22 protein-coding genes are annotated in these 24,294 nt (G+C 45.8%); 11 read left to right on the top strand and 11 right to left on the bottom strand.

Features of this window, described 5'->3' with window-relative positions:
- Positions 1-88: 88 nt before the first annotated feature.
- The 3 genes from QH73_RS25145 to QH73_RS25135 all read left to right on the top strand — a co-directional run bounded on the left by QH73_RS25145 (position 89) and on the right by QH73_RS25135 (position 5,407).
- Positions 89-2,461, top strand: coding sequence for a protein phosphatase 2C domain-containing protein (locus tag QH73_RS25145; protein WP_052289809.1), 2,373 nt, complete (start codon positions 89-91; stop codon positions 2,459-2,461).
- A 239-nt stretch (positions 2,462-2,700) separates the two neighbouring features.
- Positions 2,701-4,323: a CHAT domain-containing protein gene (locus tag QH73_RS25140; RefSeq protein WP_039713860.1), complete on the top strand. Its 1,623-nt coding sequence runs from the start codon at positions 2,701-2,703 to the stop codon at positions 4,321-4,323.
- 439 nt (positions 4,324-4,762) lie between these two features.
- Positions 4,763-5,407 (top strand): hypothetical protein, encoded by a 645-nt coding sequence (locus tag QH73_RS25135; RefSeq protein ID WP_063777316.1) that lies wholly within the window; start codon positions 4,763-4,765, stop codon positions 5,405-5,407.
- A gap of 80 nt (positions 5,408-5,487) precedes the next feature.
- Here the strand turns inward: QH73_RS25135 and QH73_RS25130 are convergent, their stop codons facing one another.
- The 3 genes from QH73_RS25130 to def all read right to left on the bottom strand — a co-directional run bounded on the left by QH73_RS25130 (position 5,488) and on the right by def (position 7,897).
- Positions 5,488-6,879, bottom strand: coding sequence for a PrsW family glutamic-type intramembrane protease (locus QH73_RS25130; protein ID WP_039713861.1), 1,392 nt, complete (start codon positions 6,877-6,879; stop codon positions 5,488-5,490).
- A 242-nt stretch (positions 6,880-7,121) separates the two neighbouring features.
- On the bottom strand, positions 7,122-7,313 hold the full coding sequence (locus tag QH73_RS25125) for a hypothetical protein (RefSeq protein ID WP_039714605.1): 192 nt from the start codon (positions 7,311-7,313) through the stop codon (positions 7,122-7,124).
- Between the two features lie 20 nt (positions 7,314-7,333).
- Entirely contained in the window at positions 7,334-7,897 is a 564-nt protein-coding gene (gene def / locus QH73_RS25120; protein WP_039713862.1) for a peptide deformylase, read from the bottom strand.
- A 503-nt stretch (positions 7,898-8,400) separates the two neighbouring features.
- Between def and QH73_RS25115 the strand changes: the two genes are divergently transcribed.
- Positions 8,401-11,022, top strand: a complete 2,622-nt coding sequence (locus QH73_RS25115) for an EAL domain-containing protein (RefSeq protein ID WP_052289811.1) — start codon at positions 8,401-8,403, stop codon at positions 11,020-11,022.
- A 327-nt stretch (positions 11,023-11,349) separates the two neighbouring features.
- Positions 11,350-12,084: a serine O-acetyltransferase gene (cysE, locus tag QH73_RS25110; RefSeq protein WP_015156424.1), complete on the top strand. Its 735-nt coding sequence runs from the start codon at positions 11,350-11,352 to the stop codon at positions 12,082-12,084.
- 75 nt (positions 12,085-12,159) lie between these two features.
- Here cysE and QH73_RS25105 read toward each other — a convergent pair whose 3' ends face one another.
- A complete protein-coding gene (locus QH73_RS25105; RefSeq protein ID WP_309476533.1) occupies positions 12,160-12,789 on the bottom strand; it encodes an Npun_F5749 family FMN-dependent PPOX-type flavoprotein in 630 nt (209 codons plus the stop codon).
- On the bottom strand, positions 12,789-13,976 hold the full coding sequence (locus QH73_RS25100) for an AI-2E family transporter (protein WP_039713863.1): 1,188 nt from the start codon (positions 13,974-13,976) through the stop codon (positions 12,789-12,791). Before QH73_RS25100 ends, QH73_RS25105 begins: the two co-directional genes overlap by 1 nt.
- Positions 13,977-14,080: 104 nt before the next feature.
- Between QH73_RS25100 and QH73_RS25095 the strand changes: the two genes are divergently transcribed.
- Positions 14,081-14,587 carry a hypothetical protein gene (locus QH73_RS25095; protein ID WP_039713864.1) on the top strand — a complete coding sequence of 169 codons (507 nt, stop codon included), beginning with the start codon at positions 14,081-14,083 and terminating at the stop codon, positions 14,585-14,587.
- Positions 14,588-14,937: 350 nt separating this feature from the next.
- Positions 14,938-16,293 carry an LCP family protein gene (locus tag QH73_RS25090; RefSeq protein WP_132867536.1) on the top strand — a complete coding sequence of 452 codons (1,356 nt, stop codon included), beginning with the start codon at positions 14,938-14,940 and terminating at the stop codon, positions 16,291-16,293.
- Between the two features lie 93 nt (positions 16,294-16,386).
- Here QH73_RS25090 and QH73_RS25085 read toward each other — a convergent pair whose 3' ends face one another.
- The 6 genes from QH73_RS25085 to QH73_RS25060 form a co-directional block, all read right to left on the bottom strand.
- Complete coding sequence (locus QH73_RS25085) at positions 16,387-17,319, bottom strand: alpha/beta fold hydrolase (RefSeq protein ID WP_039713866.1); 933 nt, start codon at positions 17,317-17,319, stop codon at positions 16,387-16,389.
- 76 nt (positions 17,320-17,395) lie between these two features.
- Positions 17,396-18,022: an HAD family hydrolase gene (locus tag QH73_RS25080; protein WP_063777302.1), complete on the bottom strand. Its 627-nt coding sequence runs from the start codon at positions 18,020-18,022 to the stop codon at positions 17,396-17,398.
- Positions 18,023-18,037: 15 nt separating this feature from the next.
- Positions 18,038-18,604: a hypothetical protein gene (locus tag QH73_RS25075; RefSeq protein WP_039713868.1), complete on the bottom strand. Its 567-nt coding sequence runs from the start codon at positions 18,602-18,604 to the stop codon at positions 18,038-18,040.
- Positions 18,605-18,647: 43 nt separating this feature from the next.
- Positions 18,648-19,379 (bottom strand): ABC transporter ATP-binding protein, encoded by a 732-nt coding sequence (locus QH73_RS25070; RefSeq protein WP_039713869.1) that lies wholly within the window; start codon positions 19,377-19,379, stop codon positions 18,648-18,650.
- Between the two features lie 95 nt (positions 19,380-19,474).
- The gene (locus QH73_RS25065; RefSeq protein WP_132867535.1) at positions 19,475-19,699 is read right to left on the bottom strand and encodes a ferredoxin family protein; all 225 of its coding nucleotides are present in this window, start codon (positions 19,697-19,699) and stop codon (positions 19,475-19,477) included.
- Between the two features lie 176 nt (positions 19,700-19,875).
- Positions 19,876-20,427: a GNAT family N-acetyltransferase gene (locus QH73_RS25060; RefSeq protein WP_039713870.1), complete on the bottom strand. Its 552-nt coding sequence runs from the start codon at positions 20,425-20,427 to the stop codon at positions 19,876-19,878.
- Between the two features lie 331 nt (positions 20,428-20,758).
- On the opposite strand from QH73_RS25060, the gene QH73_RS25055 reads away from it, so the two are divergent.
- The 4 genes from QH73_RS25055 to QH73_RS25040 all read left to right on the top strand — a co-directional run bounded on the left by QH73_RS25055 (position 20,759) and on the right by QH73_RS25040 (position 24,265).
- On the top strand, positions 20,759-21,394 hold the full coding sequence (locus QH73_RS25055) for a peroxiredoxin (RefSeq protein WP_039713871.1): 636 nt from the start codon (positions 20,759-20,761) through the stop codon (positions 21,392-21,394).
- Between the two features lie 285 nt (positions 21,395-21,679).
- Positions 21,680-22,240, top strand: coding sequence for a TRAP transporter small permease subunit (locus QH73_RS25050; RefSeq protein WP_039713872.1), 561 nt, complete (start codon positions 21,680-21,682; stop codon positions 22,238-22,240).
- Positions 22,224-23,561 carry a TRAP transporter large permease gene (locus QH73_RS25045; protein WP_039714608.1) on the top strand — a complete coding sequence of 446 codons (1,338 nt, stop codon included), beginning with the start codon at positions 22,224-22,226 and terminating at the stop codon, positions 23,559-23,561. The genes QH73_RS25050 and QH73_RS25045 overlap by 17 nt, the downstream gene beginning before the upstream one ends.
- A 173-nt stretch (positions 23,562-23,734) precedes the next feature.
- Entirely contained in the window at positions 23,735-24,265 is a 531-nt protein-coding gene (locus tag QH73_RS25040; protein WP_039714609.1) for a tetratricopeptide repeat protein, read from the top strand.
- Positions 24,266-24,294: the final 29 nt, after the last annotated feature.

Genomic DNA, 24,294 nt, shown 5'->3' with positions numbered 1-24,294 from the left:
TAGAGATATAAACATGAATGAGCAGTTTAATCGTCTCTTACGTCTGCTGTTTTAAATTGATTTAATATGGCTAATCGGTGCGCCAGCTATGCAAAATAATGAGGTAACGATCCAATGTCCAAACGATCTGTGTAAGGCTGCCAACTCTGAAGGCGACAAGTTTTGTCAGCGCTGCGGTACATCCTTAATTAAACGTTACTTGTGGGTGGTCGGGCAAGGTGCAGAACTCCACGAGATCGGAACATCGATCGCGGAGCGCTTTTACCTCAAAGCCGAGCGAATTGTTTTAGATACTCAACCTGGTTTACTGCTAGACTCTCCTTATTTAGATATTTCTAATGAAATTAGACCTTATTTGAGACTGGTAGCGTATCGTCTCCAAGTTCCGCAGGTATACGGATTAATCTCGCTCGATCGCGAAACACCCGAAAAAGAAATTTTGCTGTTGGAACAAGCGCCGATTTATCCCGACGGTGTGTCAACAGCAGGACAACTGATGCCGCAGATGACCGCTGTTTGGCAGTCCGTTTCTAGCTTGCGCCAACTCAATTGGTTATGGCAAATTGCTCAACTGTGGCAACCCTTATCTAGTGAAGGCGTAGCCTCTAGCTTGCTCGTCCCCCAGTTTCTACGAGTAGAAGGATCGTTATTAAGGCTGTTGCAATTGCAATTGGATGATGCCGAACGTCCCACGCTAGCGCAACTCGGTCAATCTTGGTTGCAGCTCGCTAAAGAGGCTCAACCGAGCGTGACTGGATTTATAGAACAGTTGAGCCAAGATTTGCAACAAGGAGAAATCGTCAACTCGGAGCAATTGCTAGCGTGTCTGGATCGAGGATTGTTGGAATTAGGGCAAAGCATTACGCATAGAGACATTGTCCCCAGTCGGAGCTTCAAGATTAGTACTTGCACCGATACTGGTCCTAGCCGTCAGCGAAATGAAGATGCCTGCTACCCAGCCAGCGGTACGACGCTTGCTAAACCACCAGAAGCAAAAGCGATCGCAATTGTCTGCGATGGGATTGGCGGACACGAAGGAGGTAACGTTGCTTCCAGTCTAGCGATCGAAACGCTACAGCATCAGGTACAACAGCTGCCGCTAGATGAAGCAAGTTTAGACCCGAATACCCTCAGTCATGCTCTAGAACAGTTTACGCGCAAGACAAACGAATGTATCAGTAGCCGTAACGACAAAGAGCATCGTCAAGGAAGACAGCGAATGGGGACAACCTTGGTGATGGCAGTAGGGCATCAACATGAAATATATATTGCTCACGTTGGTGATAGCCGTGCCTACTGGGTGACGCGCACGGGTTGCCATCAAATCACCCTAGATGATGACGTAGCTGCCCGTGAAGTACGGTTGGGTTATGCTGTCTATCGGGAAGCACTACAACAACCCTCGGCTGGTTCTCTCGTCCAAGCGATCGGCATGAGTGCATCGGTACATCCCACGGTACAGCGGTTTGTGTTGGATGAAGACTGCGTATTCCTCTTGTGTTCTGATGGCTTGAGCGATTACGATTTAGTCGATCGCTGCTGGCAAACAGAAATCTTGCCAATTTTAGATGGGGATATCGATGTCGCTACAGCAACTAAGCACCTTGTAGAACTTGGTAACAACCTCAACGGACACGATAATATTACTGTTGCTTTAGTACATTGTCAGGTGAAGGTGCAGGAGCCAGAAACTCCGCTTGGTTACAGTCAGTCACTAGACAAAACGAGTCATGGCGCAGTCAGCTCATCTTCATCTGCCGTAACTCTCTTAGAACCACCAACGGAAGATGCGATCGAGAACTACGTCCCGATCGCCAATACGCAGTTACTCTCACCACTACCACCACCGCAACAATCGCGGCAGTGGTTGCTCCCGCTAGTCTTGGGAATTGGTTTACTCTTGAGTGCGGCAGGAGGACTGTGGCTGGCTTACAGCCAAAATTGGCGAGAGCGAAACCCAACAGCAGCAGGTAGTAACGGTACGGAACAGATTGCTCCACAGGAATCACCAGTGACTTCTGGTAGCAGTATCAATACTACCAATGTCCCGCGATCGCCTGAAAGAATCTATGAGGCTCAGCAAGCAACTCGCCTCAAGCGCCAAGCAGAATCGGCAAACTCTTCTACCGATTTACACCAACCCAATTCGCCTGAGTTGATTTTGCCACCGAGGAGCATAGTGAAAGTCCTGAGCAATCAAAAACCGCTTTCTCAGCAACAAGGTACTGCTTGGACGCAACTCCAAGTTTGCTCAACCCCTGCACTCACCTCCTCTAACCCATCTTCAACTGGCGATCGCCAGCTATTAAAACGAGGAGACAATGCTTGGATTGCAAATACTGAACTAGATCGACGATTCAAGGAATTTTCAGGAGAAAACAATCCGTGTTCTACATCTCAGGTGTTGCCAACAGAGACAGGAGGTGGAAATCGAGAGTCAGGAGGACAAGATGATAAGTAAGAGAGCAGAGAAACGGCGACCAGTTATCAGTTTTAGTTGTCAGTTGTCAGTGTAGAGACGTTACATGTAATGCCTGTACGAAGCGATCGGCAAAGAGTAGTGCATGTTTTTAATTGTGACTTATGAGGAGTGACTTGTGACTTGTTTCTCATAACCTTAGCCTCTAGCTCCCAGTTAAATAAACTATTAAACTAAGACAGTTGCATATTTGCGAGTTTTGATAGCGATCGTGGTTATTGATGTCCCAGTCTGACATTCCCTGCTTGAGTTTAGCAATCGAACGTCTTGCCAATGCTGGTAAAGATAACTTTGCCATTTGGGTAGTGCAAGCCCCTTATCCTGGGGGATATGTTAAGCATGATTGTGTTTTGTCTCCTAGATTGATGCAGGCTTGGCAAGCTTGGCAGGCAATGTTTGCGCCTCGTTCATCGCCACCAATTTCTCCAGAGATAATTTCTCAGACCTTGGATTTAGTTCCAGAAATCGTTGCCTATCCTGGCGGAAAAACCAACGGACAAGGGGGTCGTTTGATGCAACATTTATGCATCAACCTTTGGCAGTGGATTTTTCAGGGACAAGTACAAATGAGTCTGGAGAAGAGCCAAGGGATTGCGATCGGACAAGGAAAACCGTTACGGCTAAGAATAGATATTCGAGAGCCGGATCTGATCGCCTTGCCTTGGGAAATTATGCAGCCTCAGGCTGGAAAACCAGCTATCTCCCTACCTTCACCACTACAAGCACCACAAGTCTTTTTCAGTCGCACGACTAACGATGTTGGTTCCCTGATTTCGCTACCACCCAGTCAGGGTTTGAATGTTTTGCTGGTTTTGGGACAAGACACCGAAGCTGGAAGCTTGCAGTTGGAAACAGAAGCAAAAATTCTCGAACAAACTCTGAGAAGCTTTCAACAACTCAAACCAATTGAAAGGAGAAATTTAGCAACGGTTCCCTGTCGGGTAGACACTTTGCTGCAACCTACTCCTAAAGAATTAATCTCGCAGCTAGAAACTCAAGCTTACAATATTTTCTTTTATTCCGGTCATGGTTTGAGCGCTCCAAATGGAGGATTGTTGTTTTTACGTCCTGGGGTGGCGATTGACGGTACGGAGTTAGCCCATGTACTAGCACGTTCTCAAGTCAAATTATGCGCGATTAATGCCTGTTGGGGAGCGCAACCCGCGTTTGATAACGGACAACCTTTACCGCGTAGCAGTTTAGCAGAAGTCTTGATTCATCACGGCGTACCAGCAGTACTGGGAATGCGAGATGAAATTGCCGATGAAGAAGCTTTAAGTTTTATTCAAGTTTTTACCCAGGCGTTAGCAGCAGGTTCGCCGATCGATCGCGCGGCGGCGATCGCCAGACAGCAACTACTAGCTGTTTATAAATATATTTCTCATGCTTGGACGCTACCCATCCTCTACATGCATCCAGAGTTTGATGGGGAGTTGCTCGGCGCACCCGCTCGCGACGAAATTACTCAGCTACCAGAAGATACGGTCGCGGGTACAACAGTATACCCACCAGTAAGGGCGCAACTGCGCTCTACTTCTGCTCCAGAGCAAGTCTGGCATTTAGGTACGAGATTAGTAAGGGTAGGTCGTCTGGCAGAGAATGATATTGTAGTTCAAGAAGGCTGGGTCAGTCAAAGACACGCAGAAATCTATTGCCGTCAAGACCGCGGCGATACGACTTTTTTCTTACGAGATAATTCTCGTTTCGGGACTTTGCTGTCAAATATACCCAGTAGCGATCGCTGGCAAAATGTATATCGTGAGGAAGTCCCGCTAAAATCGGGAATGAAGTTAAAATTCGGCAGCCATAAGGGTCAAACCTACGAATTTATTGTTGAAGACTGAAGTTGAGCGAAGGAAGACAGAAGGCAGAGGGCAGAAAGAAGAAAAAATTGATATATTTTTGCGTAAAGCTCTGTCTTGAGAACTGCTGCCATACAACTAAGACCAAAGTAAATTTTTTATGGAGAAAAGTAAATGTACCAGCTAATTGTTGAATTTCTGCAAGTGAAGCAGCTTTGCGTAGCAACGGGTTGCCTGCTCGCCGATTTATGAGAATACCCTTTGTCTTCTCAAGCTGGAATTAATCCGCACTTCATGCAGTAAAGAGAGGAAAACAGCAAGATGCTTTATGCAAAAACTGCAATGAAATACTGCAAAATTGCAGCAGAGATACTGCGATCCCAATCTTAATTTGCATAATTTATGTAGTTGCGGAAATGGCTGTTCAGGTGGTGTAGCTACTCATACAGCGTTTTTGCAGACACCCATGATGAATTGTACAATGACAAACGAATTCAAGTCTTCTGAAATTAACGAACGGCATCGGTTGCTGACTGAATTAGAGTTATTAGAAACACTACTTGCCTCTGAAACAGCAACTTATCCCTGGAACCCTGCTGAAGAAGCAGCAGAAGCATTCTTTCTCGAACAAGAACAGCAATTACAGCAAGAAGACTGGTGGGAAGAGGAACTCTCTGCCCATGCGCCAGATTTCCTCGCTAGCGTGGAACAGTTATGGGAGAACACTAAGCCAAAAACTGTGTCTGCTAGTGCGACAGACGAGCAGTCTCTTCAGACAACTTTGCAACAGCGATTTGCAGCTTACATGCCGACAGCTTGGTTACAAGCGATCGCTCATAAAGCAACTGACATGTTAGCGACACAAAAATCTATGGCGCAACAATTGGTACAGTGCGTACAAGAATTATTACCGAATTGTTCGGAAGACGATCTATTAATTCTCGCTCGTCCATATGCCTACAGTATGCGCAGTAATATTGAGCCATCGACTACCGCGATCGAATCCACGCTCAATCGTTACGGTCAAGACTGGGAAGTGCGATCTGACATCGAACGCGCTCAAATCAGTTTGGCGATCGCTCGCTACGCCATATCTCAATTGCAAGCTGAGCGGGGCGAGGAATGAGGAGCGAGGAGTTAGGGATGAGTCGTCTCAGAATCTAAAGTCCCAAATCCAAAATCCGAAATCTAAAATCTGAAATTCACTTAATCTGGTCTTTTAGGTGTCTTTTCCAAAAAGCGAGTGGCAAAGTTTTGCGATCGCGTTGGTGAGAGCATTCTAGCTTTGAGAATCGCTGCCGTTAAAAACGCATACGATAGAACACCTACCACGACTAGGAGCAAGCCGCTAAAAGCAGCGGTGGAGTTCCATAAAGCATGAAGTGCGGCTGCACTGACATATCCCACACTCAAGATCTGCCAACGTTGACGCGGTTTGAGTACGCTTAAACCAATGAAATAACCAAAATATCCGCTATCTGCCATATGTCCAGCAACTGCACCGATGATACGCGGAATCAGTAATTGCAATCCCACAATTTGACCAGCAGCTTGTCCGGCTGACATCGCCACGTTTTGAGCAATTTCTGGCACGTATTGCCATAACGTTTCGACCAAGGTAAAGCCCACAGCTGAGGCAGTTCCCAGTAGAATGCCGTCTAAAGGTTCCCAGACCCCAATCCATTCACGCCAAGGAGAAGCAAGTCGTCGTCCTAAAGCATATGCCCCCAAGACGGGTAAAGCTTTCAGAAACTCTTCCATTAAGCCAGCCCCGACGAACATCCGCAAGAATAATTCGGGAAAGCTCAGCGCTATAAGAGAATTAGGTAAATCTCCTGGTAAGATGCGACGGAAGATAAAGATAAATAGGGGTAAGATAGGGCTAAATAGAATGAGCGCTGTAGCTGTGGCAGCAAGAATTGGAAGCCACCAAGGTTTAATTTTTCCACAAAGCCGATAGACAAAATAATAGGCGGCGCTACTCAAGTAGGTGGCAACCAATAGTTGATTGAAACGAATCGCTTTTGGTTGACCGACAGTAGCAAACATTAAGACGACAAATATAACTGTGAAAATACCTGGAATTAAATAAGCTTTGTGGGTTAAGTCTTTAGCAGTAGAGATAATCGGAAATAAGTGGGAAAAATTGACTTCTGCTTCAGTCAGCGGTGATGCAGGTGGCGGAATGAGGCTGGATGGGTGAGGAGAATGAGATTCAAAAATGAATTCTGCACCGCGATGCCGAAGGCGGTATGCTCTTCGACCATGCTTCGCAAACGCTTCGCGACCTTCGCCCAACGTGATGCGATCGCCTGGAACAAGTTCCCGACAGCCTTGCAAGCGCTGTCCGTTGATAAAAGTACCGTTACTACTGTTCATGTCACACACCTGCCACCGATTTTGAGGTAGGGGGTAGAAAGTGGCATGATGGCGAGAAACCATACCATACTGCTCCGATTCCAGTACGATATCGCAGGCAGGATCGCGCCCGATTGTCATTTCTCGCTCGGGTGAAAGGCTGTAACTGCATGTCAGTCCAGCTTCTCCTGCATTAGGTAATAGCCGCAACCATCCTTCAGCAAGATGTTGTTCGGTCATATAGTATCGGTAATAAGAGGAGACAGAAAGCAAGAGACAAGAGACAGGAGAGAATCTAACAACTAAATATTTATGGGTTTAGAATCAAGGCTGTTTGCACTTGCGCTCTTGTGCTCAAGAAAATCATTTTATACTTTAGTCCGGTAATTGCTAGATAAATTTAAGGACTTGTACCAATTGCCTCTGTCAATCGAATCCCAGCACTACCTGTCTCTTCCTATCTGCTTCTATCTCCTCTGAATTCACTCGCTGTTTGCATTCCGCACGGCAGCAACAAACAAGAGGACTGTGGCTGGGATACTAATGGCAAGAATCACCGCTGTATTCAAGTTACCTAAATCGGGTTGACCGGAAGCTAGCTCGAACACCGAACCAACTGCTGCGATCGCCGTAATACAACATCCGCCAAGAAATAAGCCGCTTTTGGGTGTCATTGCATTCATGGTAAATCTCCTTAAGCAACAGGTTTGACTGCACTCATGGAAAAGCCATGCTTTGCCAGTTCTTGGGTTAAAGCTAGCCTGTTTTCGACGCGATCGACGAAGACAATTCCGTTGAGATGGTCGATTTCGTGCTGAATACAGCGAGCCAGTAAGTCTGTAGCTTGTAGCGATCGCGGATGCCCGTATTCGTCCTTGTAAGCAATTTCTACGGCTTGGGGGCGCGTCACGTTCAGATAAATGCCTGGGATACTCAAGCAGCCCTCTTCCGCCACGCAGATATCGCTGCTGGTACGTTTGATCGTAGGATTGATCAGGATCAAGGGTGGGTTAGCGGCATTGTCTGGTTCGCAGTCAATAACGATGATTTGCTTGGATACAGCTACTTGTGGTGCAGCCAAGCCGATGCCGTCTGCGCTATACATACTCTGTAGCATTTCTCGCGCCAACTGGCGAACTTCTACATCGACTTTGCTGATGCGTTTTGCAGGTTGACGCAGAGCGCGATCGCCCAAATAGCGGATATCTAAGGGAGGGTTTTTTAACTTTTTCTTTTCAACTGCGATTTCAGAAGCCATGTGAATATACTCGCTACGGTCGGCTAATTTGCAAATTGTGACATTATTCCAATTTTACCAAGTAGAAGTCAGAAAAGGGACTGGTTGTCAGTTGTCAGTTGTCAGTTGTCAGTTGTCAGTTGTCAGTTGTCAGTGAATAGGGAGCGCATGAGCGCACGAGCAGGGGGAATTACTTGCGAAGGCGCGACTTGTGACTTATTCTCACGCACTACACTATGTAAAAATCGGTAATTTTTCTCTTTACATCTATAGTTTTGACTGGAAATTCGTTGAATTTACTTAGGTAAAATTTGGTCATACTAGACTACCATTGTCGCGATCTCTCTCCGAAAATCATTACGATCTTCCTTGAAGATAGATAATATTGTTGTCACGATGAAAGGAGTTTTTCAGTATTTTTTTGAGGTTTTTTCTGACCGATGCAAGCGGAGAAATTAATATACGTTATTTACGATTTATTTTTTGAGCTGCTTTAGTATTGAAAACTGTTCTTAGGGTGTTTGATGAATATTCCTCAAAAATTATATTTTATATTTATTTGTACGTTCATCTGGGGAGGATTACTTGGATGCATTGCGATCGCCATGAATTCAGAAACTCAATCTTTGGTTTTAAGAGTCGATCGCAACATTGCAGTAGAGGCGCATAGCAGTTCTATGGAGCAGCAGCTAGCTAAACATGCTCAAAGTCTTGTAGCAGCCATTGCAGCAGCCGATCGCCAGATTGCAGTTTCCACTATCGCTAGTATCGCAACTGCAATTATCGCAGTTAGTCTCTTTTATCGTTCGAGTTTGAAATCGTTAGAGCGATCGCAAACAGATGAACAGAGCGATCGAGATGATAGCGTTCGTCAAGCTGAGATTACTATAAATAAGGAAAAGGAGATAGAAGCAAAATTAACGAAAATTAATCGATGTTTATTAAGTTTTTGTACCGATCCAAGCGGAAATATTAACCTATTAACAGCATTGCTAGGGGAATTATTGGGAGCAAGTTGCACATTATACAGTTCTCTAGATCATGGGGAGCTTTGTGCAGTAGGACAGTGGCAAACGCCATCCGAATTCGAGCGAGTAAATCGAACCGAGGGACGAATTTGTCACGATCTCATCCAACAAAACAGTGATGAAGTTTGGGTATTATCAGACCTACTCACAACAAAATACGCTCAGACTGAGCCTAGCATTCAGGCGCATAACATTAATACATATATTGGTAAAGTTGTCAAATGCCAGCAACAAGTTGTTGGTTGTTTGTCTGCCTGGTACACAACTACATATATTGCCAGCGAAATCGATCGCCAAATAATCGATATTATTGCCGCAGCTATTGGTATTGAAGAAGAACGGCGAGCTACTCAAAAATCCTTGCAAGACGAACAAAGATATGCTTTAGCAGCGCAAGCGGCGCGAGATGGTTTATGGGACTGGAATTTAAATACCGATCGCATCTATTTATCTAAGCGATCGCAAATGTTGATGGATTTAGCAGTGGAAAACTCCCAAACGAGTGCCACAGAATTTTTTCAACGCATCCACCCCGCCGATCTTAATGCCGTACAAATAGCCCTGGGCGAGCATTTAGCAGAACGAACGCCCCAGTTTGAGAGCGAGTATCGGATTACGTTAGCAGATGGTAGCGATCGCTGGCTATTGTGTCAAGGATTAGCCTTGCGCGATGCTGAGGGTAAACCCTACCGCATAGCAGGCTCTCAAACTGATATCACCGAGCGCAAGCAAGCAGAAGTGCAATTGCGATATCAAGCTTATCACGACGAGCAGACGGGGCTACCAAATCGAATTTTACTAATGGAGCGCTTGCGACGAGCAATTGACAAACAAAAATACCAAGAAGATTATTTGTTTGCGGTGCTATTTCTAGATATAGATCGGTTTAAGGTGATTAACGATAGTTTAGGTCATAGCTGCGGCGATCGGATGTTAAAAGCGATCGCTAGTCGGTTACAAACCTGCGTGCGTCCTGGGGATACAATTGCTCGTTTGGGGGGAGACGAGTTTACTCTACTGCTAGAAGCTATAGGAGACGAGCAAGAAGCGCTTCAAATTGCCGAACGCATTCAACAACGGCTGGCTTTGCCTTTTTACTTAGGAGAACACGAAGTATTTGCTTCTGCTAGCATTGGGATTGCTTTGAGTACGCTGGACTACGAATATCCAGAAGATTTACTCAGAGATGCCGACACAGCAATGCATCGCGCCAAAACTCTTGGGAAAGCGCGGACGGAAACTTTCGATCCATCGATGCACGGTCATGCTATGGCAAGATTGCAAATTGAAATCGATCTGCGCAAGGCACTAGAACGGCAAGAATTACGAGTCTTCTATCAGCCGATTGTCTCGCTCAAAACTGGCAAGATTACAGGTTTTGAGGCTTTAGTCCGCTGGCAACATCCGACAAGTGGTATGATTCCACCCATTAAGTTTATTCCGGTAGCAGAAGAAACGGGATTGATTTGCGCGATCGGTTGGTGGGTTTTACAACAAGCTTGCCAGCAAACGCGGTATTGGCAAGAGCGCTTTCCTAGCGAACCACCTTTAACTATCAGTGTTAATGTTTCTGGCAAACAATTTACTCAGTCAAATCTGATTGAGCAGGTAGATCGGATTCTACAGGAAACTGGCTTAGCTCCCACGAGTTTGAAGTTGGAAATTACAGAAAGCGTGCTGGTAGAAAATGCCGAAGCTGCTGCTGCCGTTATTTGTCAGCTCAGAGCGATGGGCATTCAATTTTCTATTGACGATTTCGGTACGGGTTATTCTTCGTTAAGCTATCTGCATCGCTTACCAATCGACACTCTGAAGATCGATCGCTCGTTTGTGAATAACGTCGATTGCGAACCGGAGAAAATAGAAATTATTCGGACTATAGTTGCTTTGGCGTGGAATTTGGGCATGAATGTTGTTGCCGAAGGTGTAGAAACAAAGACTCAAATGTATCAACTACAAGCGCTCAAATCCGAGTACGGACAAGGTTATTTCTTCTCGAAGCCTACAGATAGCGAGGCGGTGGAAGCTTTACTCATGACTCAGCCAGACTGGGAGCAAGATTTACGCGCAATGGCTCAGTCAGTGCAGGGGAAGAGATCGAAGACTATCAAGCCATAAAGAACTTTAAAGAACTTTCGTTTCACTCTTCTCCAAAACACCACAGAAAAACTAACAATAGCCCACCCAAAATCAACCAATTTGGTATATTCACGTGCCTGATTAACTCTATAGGAGTTAGGACGAATATATTAGTCACCATCGATGCTGTAAATAGTAGCAAGGTAATTAATAGGAGTGGAGGCACGATTGGGAACCAGGTAGAGAAGTTAGGAAAAAAGAGGTCGAGATATCTACACTGAGAAGAACGCAAATAAACTTTATCGATCGCACGGTGAGAGATAAGATAAAAGAAGTAAAAATTTTGTCCTAGCTAGGCATTGACCCGTGCTATCTACCATAGCTGCTGACTTCAAGATTATTTTTGACCGCGACCCTGCTGCCCGTAACTGGCTAGAGGTACTGTTATGTTACCCTGGTTTACAGGCAATTGTCTTCCATCGAGTGGCGCATCAACTCTACAAACTGCGTCTTCCCTTCATTCCACGCTTTATTTCCGCGATCGCCCGATTTTTAACTGGGATTGAGATTCACCCTGGCGCGACAATTGGCAAGGGTTTTTTTATCGACCACGGTATGGGGGTCGTGATTGGCGAAACCGCGATCGTGGGTGATGACGTTCTGCTCTACCAAGGCGTGACTCTGGGTGGTACGGGTAAAGAAAGCGGCAAGCGTCACCCGACTGTGGGAAATAATGTCGTGGTGGGTGCGGGGGCAAAAGTCCTCGGTAACATCGAACTTGGCAGTAACGTCAGAATTGGAGCGGGTTCTGTTGTTTTACGCGATGTACCTTCTAATTGCACTGTTGTTGGCGTGCCAGGTCGAATTATCTACCGTTCTGGGGCTAGAGTCGATCCGTTGGAACACGGTAGCTTACCTGACTCAGAAGCAGAGGTCATTCGCGCTCTCGTTGACAGAATTGAAGCGTTAGAACAACAGCTAGAAAAAGTACAACAGCAGCAAGCACACCAGGATTCTGTAGTCATGTCTCTTCCCGCTGCTGCTAGCTGTCAGATGAGAGATAAAGTGATTCAACAATTCCTCGATGGTGCGGGGATTTGATCGCAGAGCGAGTAGTAAGTAGGAGCGCACAGCCGTGCGCCCGTACAGGAGTCTGGTTTTTTAAAATGGCTTAGTTTAAGGATTGACGGCTTGAGTAGACCAAGTACGATCGCCTTCTAACCAAGTGTACATAGTACGGTTTTGAGGGTCGCCACGCAATTCTAAGCGATCTACCTGCATTGGTTCTAAAAGCAACAGACAAAAGTGCGGTAATGGCACTTCTGCGCTTGGTGCTGGAGGATTGAAGGTGTCATCAGCAGCTCTTGGCTTACCGGGATGCGCCCAAGCAAATTGCAGCCGTGCGGAGTCGCTCAACTCTCGCCAGCTTGAGGTACGGACTTGTTGTAATTCTGGATCGGGATCGTCAGAGGCGATCGCCTTTAGCGTACCAGTAATCCGAAATTGTTCGCGGGTTTTGGGAAAATACCAGCAAGCCTCTGCCCAAGGTTGAGCTTCAATCTGAGCGAATTTTTCACTGCGAGTATCGCTGACAAACTTGAGGCGATCGCTACGATCTAAAAAACCCCGAAATACAACTGTTCGATTCGCAGGACGACCATCAAGTCGGACAGTTGCCAGTTGAAGGTAGCGGGCATAAGGTAGACTGCGATTGAGGTGCAGCGCCCTTGCTAAAGGCGATCGCCAAGGAGCGATTGAATTCAGAATTCGGAATTCGGAATTCGGAATTATGCGGTCACTACTCACTACTCGCTACTCGCTACTTGTTCTCTGCTACGCGGCTCGTCCCTGCTCCCTGCTCCCAGCTCGTCCCTGCTCCCTGTAAGACTAGTTTTTTCTGCCTCAGTTGGTGCCATAGTAGAACTCGTTTCAGTTAGTTGGGGCGATCGCACGGCACTTAAGGCTGTCTTGATCACGACTGCTGTAGGTACGGCAACGATTACGCCCAGCAAACCGCCAACTCTAGCGCCTGTTAAGACGGAAATCAGTACCCATACGGGATTTAAACCAGTGACGCTACCAAGAATACGGGGAGCAACAATGTTATCTAAGATTTGCTGAACGATCACAGATGCTGCCAAAACTCTAGTACCTAGCCAGAAATCTTGCAGCGCTACTAATAAAGTGGTCAAAATAATTCCCACCGTACCGCCGAAGGGAACTAAAGCCATAAACCCGATGGTGATTCCAAACAGCAAACCAAACGGCACTTTCAGCCACAAGAAAATGGCAGTTAGGGCAGAACCCATACAAATACCGAAAATTAACTGTCCGATGAAGTAATTTTGAAAGCTCAACCGGATAGTTTGGGAAAAAGGCTGGCGAATGGGTGTTGGTAGCCAAGCGATTAAGCTTTGCCAGAGTTCGTCCCCATGCTGTAACAAATAAAATGTCAAAACCATGCCCAGCAAAAAATCTAGCAGGCTTGTCACTGTCACCACAGCTAGGTTTAATGCTTGGACGGCGATCGCTTGTAATTGTCCCTTCACGCGATCGTTTATTTGTACCACTAAGGCATCGAGATTAATTGGATAACCCTGAGCCTCAGCCCAATCATTTAACAACACCAACTGATAGCGTCCCGAATCTATCCATTCTGGCAAGCGAGTTACGAGCTGCTGCGCCTGGCTAATCACTAGAGGCACGAGGGTGACACCTAGCGCCAGTAAAATCGACAAAGCCAACAAAAAGACTAAAATAGCAACTTGTTCTCGCCTTGCCCCTTGCTGCTCCATCCAGCCTACCGGATAGTTCAACAAAAATGCTAGTAAAGAAGCACCGACTAAAATAACAATCAGCGAGTGGAAGTAATCAACGATGGAGGAGATTGCCCAAGCATTGAGTACGAGTAGTGGAGCCAATAGCGCGATCGCCAGAAATCGCGTCAAAGGTGACATTGCTTGCCACCAACCTATAATAATGCGTTTCTGCATTTTCTCAGTGCGGGAGCGAACTAAATCAAATGTCCCTTGCAGCCTATTATCCCTAACTCCGCTGTCATAACTCATCCCCCCAAGCTCGGATTCGATTACATCATATGAAAAAGCTTACAGTCTCAGAGCATTTAAATCGCGATCGCCTGGATTTATTTTTTTACCTGATTCCTATTATTGGCTTTTTTCCTTCACTGTGGACTTTGTATCGTTATGAAAGAAGCGGGAGTCGGGAGTCGGGAGTTGGGAGTTGGGAAGATCGGGAAGACAAGGGAGACAAGGGAGCAGAGGAGCAAAAACTGTCTTCACGCAGTGTAGCGCCAGCGTCAACTGTCAACTGTCAACTGTCAACTGTCAACCAAAAAGAAAAACTCGCCGTCAGCCGTTTATCTGTCACCTTAGCACTGAGCTGGTTGCTGGCATATTTCTTGTTGGGTGCTGGAGCAGAAGCTTCAGAGTTGTTAAATTTTCGTCTATTAATGTTAAATAGTTTACTAACATCTGGGTATTTTTTAGTCAGTGTGTGGTTAATGCTGCGATTGACTGCTGGGAAGTCAGTACGTCTACCAGGATTTTCGGCACTTGCAGAGCGGGCGCTCGACAAACGCTGAGGTTTATAGTATGACAGCAGCGGTAAAAAGTACGACTCTCTAGCTGGAATTCCGTAATAAGCCAGATGGCGACACTGCGTGATTTGCAGTAGACTCCAGGCAATATTCTCTAATTCGATCGCAAAGTCATGAAATGTACTGTTTCAGTAGCCAGCGTTACCCGTGCAGAGAATATGCCAATTGAGAAAGCGCAGCATATAGCTGTGCCTTTGTCCATTATCATGTTAAAAACTTATTAACTATTTTTGCTGACTAGTGTTAAGTGTGAGGAAGTTGTATCAGTGCAAAGAATATCAGGCTCAAAATCCAATTCTACAAGTAATTCCAAAAATTTTAAGCGCAGTAGTGCTATGAGTAGGACTGGGCGTTGGCTGTGGTTCTGGGTAATCATGAGTGGTGTCGCTGTGTTGTCAGCCACAGCAGGGGCGCTCTTAGCCTATACTATGTCAACCAAGCCGCTGATGCAAAGTCAGCTCAGTCCTGAGGAACAAGCAATTTTCGGGACTCATGGCGATCGCTTAACGCGGGCTGGTTTCAAACTTTCGGAGCTGACCCGACCAGTTAATATTTTAGTTCTAGGTGTAAAAGTTCTCACTACAGACGTTAATACACCTGCTGCCGAAATCAAAAAGCAAGGATATCATGCGTTAGTCAACTCCTTCGACGGCTTGACAGACACTATCCTTTTGCTGCGATTTGACCCAGCGACCAAAAAAATTGCTGCCCTTTCTATTCCCAGAGATACCCGCACCAAGATCGAAGGTCGAGGCATAGCGAAAATCAATGAAGCTAACCTCGTTGGTGGTCCAGCAGGTAGTGCCAAAGCTATTAGCGAATTACTCGATGGAGTGCCGATCGATCGCTACATTCGGATCAACGTCCAAGGGGTGGAAAAGTTAATCGATGCTTTGGGTGGCGTAACTGTTTACGTTCCCAAAGATATGAAATATCAAGATGATAGCCAGCATTTATACATTAATCTCAAAGCTGGCAAGCAGCATCTTGACGGGAACAAGACTCTCCAGCTACTGCGCTATCGTCACGACGAAAACGGTGATATCGGACGGATTCAACGCCAGCAACTCGTGATGCGGGCGCTAACGGAACAAACCTTGTCGCCGAATACCCTTACCCGGATGCCGCAGATTCTCTCTGTGATTCAATCGCACCTCGATACGAACTTATCGATGGATGAATTGGTAGCACTGGCGAATTTTGGCGTACAAACTAATCGATCCAACATGCAAATGTTGATGTTGCCTGGACGATTTAGTAATGTAGGAGAGTATAAAGCTAGCTACTGGTTGCCAGACAGCGATCGCATTGCCAAAATGGCAACGCAGCATTTCGATGCCCCTCTGTCTGAATCCGAGCCAGTGGACTTCGATCCGGCGCGATTGAGAATTGCAATTTCTAACAGCACGGGTAGCGATCGCGCTGTCCGCTCTTTGGTCAAATCTCTTGCTGGTGCAGGCTATCGCAATGTATACATCACAAAATCGTGGTCTGAGCCATTAGACACAACTCATGTTGTTGCCCAGCAAGGCGATACTGAAAGTGCTACAACAATCCGCGACCTCTTAAACGTAGGTGAAGTCCGCGTTGAAAGCACGGGCAACCTTGGCTCTGACATTACCATTCAAGTTGGCAAAGATTGGTTGGAACAAGAAATGAGGGGCGAGGAGCGAGGAGCGAGGAGCGAGTAAGAGGGGACAAGGAGGACAAGGGAGCGATCGGGAGCTGAAGAGACAGAGGAAGCATTTCTAGTAACTAGTCACCAGCCACCAGCCATTTTTCCCTCACTCCTCACTCCTCACTCCTATCTCTTCAATCCACTCTTGCAATATCGGATTCACCAATTCTGGCGCTTCGTCTTGGGGACAATGCCCAACTCCTTGTAAGGGAATAAACTTCTGTACTTGCGGATAGTTAGCTAGTTCTCGCCCCAAATCTACTGGTTCCCAAGGGTCTGCTGTTCCCCACAAGAAAATTGCCGGACAAGATAGCTGGGGCAACAAGTCTTCAGGTAGCGGTCCTTGAGAATAGGCTGTGAAGGCAACAAAGACTGCTACAGCCCCAGCATCTTTCGCTGGAGCCATCAACAGGTCTACTAACTCATCTGTGACTGCTTCAGGATGAGCGTAGGCTTGAAGCAAGATTTTTTTGACTGTTTTCGGTTTGGCAAGTTGTTGAAAGAACAATTTACCAACTGGTTGAACTGCTAATAATTTCTGAATCAGCGGCGCGCCGAAGCGTCGATACCAAGGTAAGCCGCTGCGCTTGCGATCGTGAAGTAAACGTAAGGAACAATTGAGCATTGCCACACCCATAGTTAGATCGGGGGCGTACACTGCTGCTTGCATTGCGGCAATACAACCGACAGAATTCCCAATGAAAACTGCTGGCGTTCCCACGACTTCGCGGCAAAAATCAGCAATTTGTCGTCCCCAAGTTTCAAACGAATATGGGATTTGTTTCCCTGGCTGTAATTCACCTGGAGTCGGTTTAGCGGAACCACCAAAGCCAATTAGATCGATAGCGTACACCCTACAAGTCTGCGCCAAATCAGGGATATTCTTGCGCCAGTGCCACCAAGAAGCTCCAAAGCCATGTACCAGGATGACGGGAATACCGGTATCGCCTTGTTGTTGATAGCAAATCGAAAATCCCTGCCAAGTCCACGTTTTTACGGGTGGAAATGAGCTGGATGCAGTTAGAGGTGAGGCAGTCATGAATTTGAATAGCTGGTGATGATAGAAGCACAATCGATGCTACTTTTATTGTGACAAATCTTTACATTCTCGTCTCTTAACTATCTGTGACTCCGATCTCCGCTGCTGCTGCTAGCCACAATTCCCGCACGTCGATCGCCCGCATTCCCGCACGGTGGGCAGCTTCTAGACCTGCATCGCTATCTTCGTAAACGATGCAATCTGTAGGCGTAACGCCCATGCGATCGGCAGCTAATAAGAAAATATCAGGTGCAGGCTTACCCCTTTCTACATCGTTAACAGTCACGATCGCATCAAATAAAGAATATAACCCGATCGCCTTTAGGGTAGGTTCTACCACGCGAATATCGCCGCCTGAAGCTACTGCGAGGGGAACTTTGCCATAATGACTGCGGGCAACATCTGCCACTGCTTCAATTTCTACCACTTGATGTAGTAAGTCTAAAAAATATTTTTTCCGTGCGGGATTAACCACGTTAGCGTCTAAGGCGAATCCAAAAGTATGATTTACAGTTTCGATTAATTCCAGCGATGACATACCTCGGCGATCGTAAAGCCATTCCTGGCTGAGATCGACACCTAGAGGACGTAGCGTTGCTAACCACGCTTGAATATGAGTGGGGATAGTATGCGCTAGAGTGCCGTCACAGTCAAAAATTAAGGCGCTATAGGGTGGCGTTGGTATGAGACACATATCTGGCATACTGCTGCTGTTGAATTATTTCAAATCATTATTGTCTTTAACTTCTATCGTTGTACAGGTCGGCTCAACATCATAGCCAAGGTAATAATAACTGTGCCATTTTCTAGTTCCAGTCAACGCTCGACCAGACCAGACGGTGAGATGAAATCCTTCAGAACTCGTACAAGAACGAAACGATTCTTCGATACCATCACCATCTAAATCGCCTACTACTCTTAACCCAACTCTACGCAGTTGGTTGCTTGAGTTTAAAATACCAATTGCAGGTACGCTCAGTTGGGTATGATTATTTGGTACTGATAGCCGATAATATTTTCCAGGGATATTGTGTGGCTTTGATATCTCAGTACATTTGCGATCGCTAACTGACATAACTGTTCCAGTAACTACTTTCTGTGGCACAGACAGAAGTACGAGATTGACTTGACTGCCAATATTGAGACTTGCCACAGATGCAATGAGACAAACTAAATTTTCTTTCGCGACAACAATGCCGAGTTTTCGGTCAAGCGAACCAGCCATAGCAAATTGCGAGTCGAAAGCAAGCATTAAGCCAGCCACAATTAGAAAAACTCGCTTCATTTCAATTTGTAAACTCAATTAATCTGTCGCTGACCTTTGTTTTTCAATGAACCCTACCCGCACCGAGATATAATTCTGCGACTTTGGGATCGTTGAGCAATTCGTTCCCAGGACCGGAAAAGCGATCGCGTCCCGTATCTAATACATAACCCCGGTGTGCCATTGCCAAGGCTCTACGAGCATTCTGTTCCACCAAGACAATCGCCGTTCCACCTTGGTTGATTTGTTGAATTTGTTCAAAAACGCTCGATACCAATACAGGAGATAAGGCAGCACTCGGTTCGTCAAGTAATAATAAACTCGGTTCTAGCATCAAAGCTTTACCCATCGCCAGCATTTGACGTTCTCCCCCAGAGAGAGTTCCAGCCTTTTGCCGTCTGCGAGTGGCTAGAACCGGAAAAGTCCCATAAATTCGATCTTTTAAAGGAGCTAGTGCAGTTTTGCGAATGTATGCTCCCATTTCTAAATTTTCTTCTACGCTTAAAGAGGCGAAGACATTAGAAATTTGCGGTACATAACACATTCCCCTCTGCACGATTTGATTTGACTTCAAACCAGCAATACTCCGATTTTTAAACGTAATTTTGCCTCGATGCGGGTTGAGTAATCCAAAAATCGTCTTAGCTAGAGTCGATTTTCCCGCACCATTCGGACCAATCACCGCTACGATTTCTCCAGGGAAAATCCGAAAATTTATACCCTGGAGAATGTCTAGGTCTTTGACGTACCCAGCCCAAACATCTTCAACTTCTAATAGAGGAGCAGAACTGTACATACCTCAAGGTTGGCTCTCAGCAATTAGCATTTAGCTTATCCCAGATTATGACTCAGCAAGTGCGATCGCTACCATTTACATCTGCCCTCTGCTGGCTAAGGAGTTTTCTGCAAGTCTGGTCTTTCTTCTGGGACAATCGCCCCTTCTACAGGACAAACTTGAATGCAGATGCCGCAGTCTATACATGTCGTAAAATCGATCCAGTACCATTCTGTCCCCTTGATATTTTTCCCTGGACCTGGATGAATACACGCTACAGGACAGGCATCAACGCAATCCGCAACACCTTCGCAAACTTCAGTAACAATTGTGTGTGACATAGAGCGTTCCCTTGAAATGTTTTGCTTTGCAGCGCTAATGCTTTTTTTTGTACTCTAACAAAAAATTTCGTTGTCGTTAATTTTTATTACATTTTCACTCATTTAATCTTAGCGAGTCGCGATCGGTATCGCTTCTGTAGCTGTAACTGATAATCTCCTGGCAATCTCTAAGATACTTAAACTAACAAAACATACATAGAATCATCTGGCTGATATTCTACTCGGTGTAATGTATAATACACTACATCTAAACCGTAAATATGGGCATCTTTCTTGTAATGCAATCCCGCTTTTTCCATCACGCGGCGGGAGGCTAAATGGTGTGGTAGTGTCAGCGCGACAATCTTGTCTAACTGCACCTGCTCAAAGCCATATCTCAAGCTAGCTTTTGTTGCTTCAGTTGCCAGCCCTTGATTCCAGTATGCCCGCTCGAGGCGATAAAGAACTTCTACCTCATAGCTGTCTGGCAAGCAGTTGAGTCCGCACTGTCCGATTAATTTATGGTTGACGCGATCGCAAACTGCCCAAACGCCAAACCCGTGTTGCTGCCAATGGCAGGTAAAGTAGTTATAAGCTGCTTGAGCTGCTTCCCTTACTTGCTCCAGAGGTACGCTTCCCTTGGGAAGCGTAACGGGTATATTCTGGATGGCAAAAATTCGCACGTAATCCTCTAAATCTCTCTCAGTAAAACACCTCAGTCGCAGTCGAGCAGTTTCAATTGCAGGCATGACTATTTATCGCATCTCTACACATCTTGTAATATAGAAAAGCTTCTCCGAAGCGATCGCGCTGTCGTAAACTAAGCTTTGCTTACTAATCAGTTGTCAGTTATCAGTTGTCAGTTATCAGCAAACAGGAGTCAGGAGCCAGAAGTAATTCTTCTCCTCTAGCTCCCGATTGCTCCCGAGCGCAACCTTGCGCTCCCTCAGCTCTCTCACCCCTCACCCCTCATCATAAATTTTTCTTTAAAACAGGCAAACCCCTATCGGAAAACAGGGGTTTTATGGCAGGATCTGTATAGTAGGCGAATTATGACATTTTGACGACAGGAAGACAAAAATGGCGCTTCAACTTGGTGATACAGTACCTAACTTTACCCAGTCCTCTTCATTTGGGGATATCGACTTTTACGAATGGGCTGGTGATAGCTGGGTAGTGCTTTTCTCTCACCCTGCTGACTATACCCCTGTTTGCACGACAGAATTAGGCGAAGTCGCAAAACTCAAACCGGAATTTGACAAGCGTAATGCCAAAGTGATTGCTTTGAGCGTTGACGATGCCGAATCTCACAAAGGTTGGATTGGCGATATCAACGAAACTCAATCTACAACGGTTGACTATCCTATTTTGGCAGATCCCGATAAGAAAGTTTCCGACTTGTATGGCATGATCCACCCGAACGCGAACGCTAAAGTTACGGTTCGCTCGGTTTTTGTGATTGACCCCGCCAAAAAATTGCGCTTGACTATAACTTACCCACCTAGCACTGGTCGTAACTTTGAAGAAATCTTGCGCGTCATCGATTCTCTGCAACTAACTGATAACTATAGCGTTGCTACGCCAGTGAACTGGAAAGATGGAGATGATGTAATTGTCGTACCTTCTATGTCAACTGAAGAGGCGAAGCAAAAATTCCCCAAAGGAGTTCAGGAAGTTAAGCCATATTTACGGGTAACTCCTCAGCCCAATAAATAAGTGCGATAATTCCGATTGATGTAGAGACGCTACATGTAACGTCTCTACAATTTATGTTACTTATCCGCGCGATCGCGGCTGATTTATTGACAAAATTTTCTCTTGCTATATAAGTAATATTCTTTACCAAGGATACGTAAATTCTTAACAAAAATAAGTAGGCAATCGCAAAATATACATTTTGCCTCCTTGTCCCCCTTGTCTCCTTTATTTTCCCTGTTCCCTGCTCCCTACTCCCTTTTTTGATAGAATGCTACATCTATCGCTTTGGAGAGGGAAAACACCTTGCAAAGCCTACTACGCATATCAAAAATTATCGACACGATTAACGAATGGATCGGACGCTTCACTGCTGGCTTCGTCCTACTCATGGTACTCGTCGGAGTCTGGAACGTCGTCGGTCGCTACATAGGACGAGCAGTGGGACAAAACTTAAGTTCTAACGCTTTGATTGAAGCTCAATGGTATTTATTCGACCTGGTATTTCTTTTGGGTGCTGCCTACACCCTCAAATATAACGACCACGTTCGAGTAGACATTTTCCATCGTAACTGGTCGCCCAAACTCAGAGCCTTTACCGATCTCTTGGGAACAATATTATTTCTGATTCCTTTTTGCATCATCGTGCTGGTTGTTTCTTGGGACACCATTCTTATCTCTTGGAGAATTGGCGAAACGTCTCCCGATCCTGGTGGATTACTCCGCTACCCAATCAAAACGATGATTCTCGTTAGTTTGGTGTTACTGATTTTTCAAGGGATTTCTGAAGCCATCAAAAACTTAGCAATTATCACCAATCAAATGCAGCAGGAGGAACAAAGTGATAACCCTGGAACTGGACTATGAGTGGTTGGGTCCCTTGATGTTTGCAGGGGCGCTGGTACTGCTTTCTTTCGGCTACCCAGTTGCATTTGCTTTAGGTGGAGTAGCGATTTTATTTGGTTTGCTAGGCATTAGTTTGGGTGTATTCGACCCAATTTTTCTCACGGCAATGCCCCAGCGAATTTTTGGCATCATGGCTAATTACACGCTGTTGGCAATTCCCTATTTCATCTTTCTGGGTTCGATGCTGGAAAAGTCCGGTATCGCTGAGAATCTGCTGGAAACAATGGGAATTCTCTTGGGGCGATTGCGTGGAGGTTTAGCTTTAGCAGTTGTAGCGGTTGGAGCGCTACTAGCGGCAACAACGGGTGTAGTCGCTGCAACCGTGGTAGCAATGGGTCTAATTTCCCTCCCAATCATGCTGCGATACGGTTACGACAAACGATTAGCAACTGGCGTGATTGCTGCCTCTGGGACATTAGGACAGATTATTCCTCCTAGCGTAGTGTTAGTCGTATTAGGCGATCAGTTGGGCGTTTCCGTTGGAGATCTATTCATCGGTTCCGTCATTCCTGGTTTGATGATGGCAGGAGCATTTGCCATCCACGTTGTCGTGGTAGCGTTCCTCAAGCCAGAAATAGCCCCAGCTTTACCAGAAGATGTCAGGGCAGCAGCAGGAAAAAATTTGGGTAAACGAGTCGTACAGGTGATGATTCCGCCCTTGCTGTTGATTTTATTAGTGTTGGGCAGTATCTTCTTTGGCATTGCCACACCCACAGAAGCAGGTGCAGTGGGATGCTTGGGTGCAATGATACTAGCTGGTTTTAATCGTCAATTGAGTTGGCGATCGCTTTGGCAAGTTTGCGATGTCACCTTGCGAATTACCAGCATGGTAATTTTCATTTTAATTGGCTCGACCGCTTTTAGTTTGGTATTTCGCGGCTTAAATGGCGATCGCTTCATGTTTGACGTTCTGACCAACCTTCCTGGTGGCGAAATTGGCTTTTTGTTCGTCAGTATGCTGGTGGTGTTTATCCTCGGCTTTTTTATCGATTTCTTTGAGATTGCCTTTATTGTTGTACCTCTGTTTGTCCCTGTAGCGCAGAAATTAGGCTTGAATCTCATTTGGTATGGCGTGGTATTGGGAGCTAACTTACAAACATCCTTTCTCACCCCGCCTTTTGGCTTTGCTCTGTTTTATCTACGAGGTGTTGCTCCCCGCGAAGTCACCACCGGAGATATTTATCGCGGTGTGGTTCCGTTTATCATTCTGCAACTGCTCGTTTTATTGGCGATTATCGTCTTTCCTGGAATTGTTAGTTTTCTTCCCTCACTGATTCGCTGAACTCCTATCTGTCTGAGAGTCCGTGCAGCTAGGAATTCTATTCACTGAAGTTGAGTCTGAGGCGATCGCATTGACTTCAAACAAGTTTAATTCCACCAAAATTGCAATAACTCCACCGCAGTCGCAGGATAATGAAGATAGAAACACTATTTTCATTTGAGTTTTTACAGCCAATGGATAAAAATCTAGCAGCTGTCTATCTGCTAATCTTGTTAGTCCTGCTGGGCGGAACGGCACTTGCTATCTTTCGCCAAGTCTTTAAAACACGCCGCGTTGAAGGTACTCTGGCACAACTGCAAAAAAAGTTGTCTCAAGCCCAAGGCACAGCCGAAGAATATTACGAGTTGGGTGGGATTTATTTAGATAAAAAACTTTACACCCAGGCGATCGTCAATTTTCAAAAAGCGCTCAAAGCAGTAGAGCAAGAAGAGCAAAACCCAGAAAATCTAGCTCTCATCTACAATGGCTTGGGTTATGCTTATTTTGCTCAAGAGCAATACGACTTGGCAATTCGCAACTACAAAGAAGCCTTGAGATTATATCCAAGCTATACTACAGCGCTTAATAACGTCGGTCACGCCTACGAACGAAAGAACTTGACTACCCAAGCACTACAAGCTTACGAGCAAGTATTAGAGTCAGAGCCAAAAAACAGTACGGCAAAACGACGGGCTGAGTCTCTTCGCAAGCGGGTTGCAACGTAACTGGAAGCTTCATGTAGGGTGCGTTATTG

Origin of the sequence: Scytonema millei VB511283 (genome assembly GCF_000817735.3) — a bacterium.
GTDB classification, from domain to species: Bacteria; Cyanobacteriota; Cyanobacteriia; order Cyanobacteriales; family Chroococcidiopsidaceae; genus Chroococcidiopsis; species Chroococcidiopsis millei_B.
Note: the sequence above shows the minus strand (reverse complement) of the source record. Positions and strands in the feature narration are given on the sequence as shown.

Bases quoted from the DNA above. Each gene is read 5' to 3' on its own strand.
- QH73_RS25065 (WP_132867535.1), bottom strand. From the start codon at position 19,699: ATGTCACACACAATTGTTACTGAAGTTTGCGAAGGTGTTGCGGATTGC.
- QH73_RS25070 (WP_039713869.1), bottom strand. From the start codon at position 19,379: ATGTACAGTTCTGCTCCTCTATTAGAAGTTGAAGATGTTTGGGCTGGG.
- QH73_RS25085 (WP_039713866.1), bottom strand. From the start codon at position 17,319: ATGACTGCCTCACCTCTAACTGCATCCAGCTCATTTCCACCCGTAAAA.
- QH73_RS25055 (WP_039713871.1), top strand. From the start codon at position 20,759: ATGGCGCTTCAACTTGGTGATACAGTACCTAACTTTACCCAGTCCTCT.
- QH73_RS25080 (WP_063777302.1), bottom strand. From the start codon at position 18,022: ATGCCAGATATGTGTCTCATACCAACGCCACCCTATAGCGCCTTAATT.
- QH73_RS25125 (WP_039714605.1), bottom strand. From the start codon at position 7,313: ATGACACCCAAAAGCGGCTTATTTCTTGGCGGATGTTGTATTACGGCG.
- QH73_RS25115 (WP_052289811.1), top strand. From the start codon at position 8,401: ATGAATATTCCTCAAAAATTATATTTTATATTTATTTGTACGTTCATC.
- QH73_RS25040 (WP_039714609.1), top strand. From the start codon at position 23,735: ATGGATAAAAATCTAGCAGCTGTCTATCTGCTAATCTTGTTAGTCCTG.
- QH73_RS25090 (WP_132867536.1), top strand. From the start codon at position 14,938: ATGAGTAGGACTGGGCGTTGGCTGTGGTTCTGGGTAATCATGAGTGGT.
- QH73_RS25130 (WP_039713861.1), bottom strand. From the start codon at position 6,879: ATGACCGAACAACATCTTGCTGAAGGATGGTTGCGGCTATTACCTAAT.
- def (WP_039713862.1), bottom strand. From the start codon at position 7,897: ATGGCTTCTGAAATCGCAGTTGAAAAGAAAAAGTTAAAAAACCCTCCC.
- QH73_RS25060 (WP_039713870.1), bottom strand. From the start codon at position 20,427: ATGCCTGCAATTGAAACTGCTCGACTGCGACTGAGGTGTTTTACTGAG.
- QH73_RS25100 (WP_039713863.1), bottom strand. From the start codon at position 13,976: ATGCAGAAACGCATTATTATAGGTTGGTGGCAAGCAATGTCACCTTTG.
- QH73_RS25135 (WP_063777316.1), top strand. From the start codon at position 4,763: ATGACAAACGAATTCAAGTCTTCTGAAATTAACGAACGGCATCGGTTG.
- QH73_RS25140 (WP_039713860.1), top strand. From the start codon at position 2,701: ATGTCCCAGTCTGACATTCCCTGCTTGAGTTTAGCAATCGAACGTCTT.
- QH73_RS25075 (WP_039713868.1), bottom strand. From the start codon at position 18,604: ATGAAGCGAGTTTTTCTAATTGTGGCTGGCTTAATGCTTGCTTTCGAC.
- QH73_RS25095 (WP_039713864.1), top strand. From the start codon at position 14,081: ATGAAAAAGCTTACAGTCTCAGAGCATTTAAATCGCGATCGCCTGGAT.
- QH73_RS25145 (WP_052289809.1), top strand. From the start codon at position 89: ATGCAAAATAATGAGGTAACGATCCAATGTCCAAACGATCTGTGTAAG.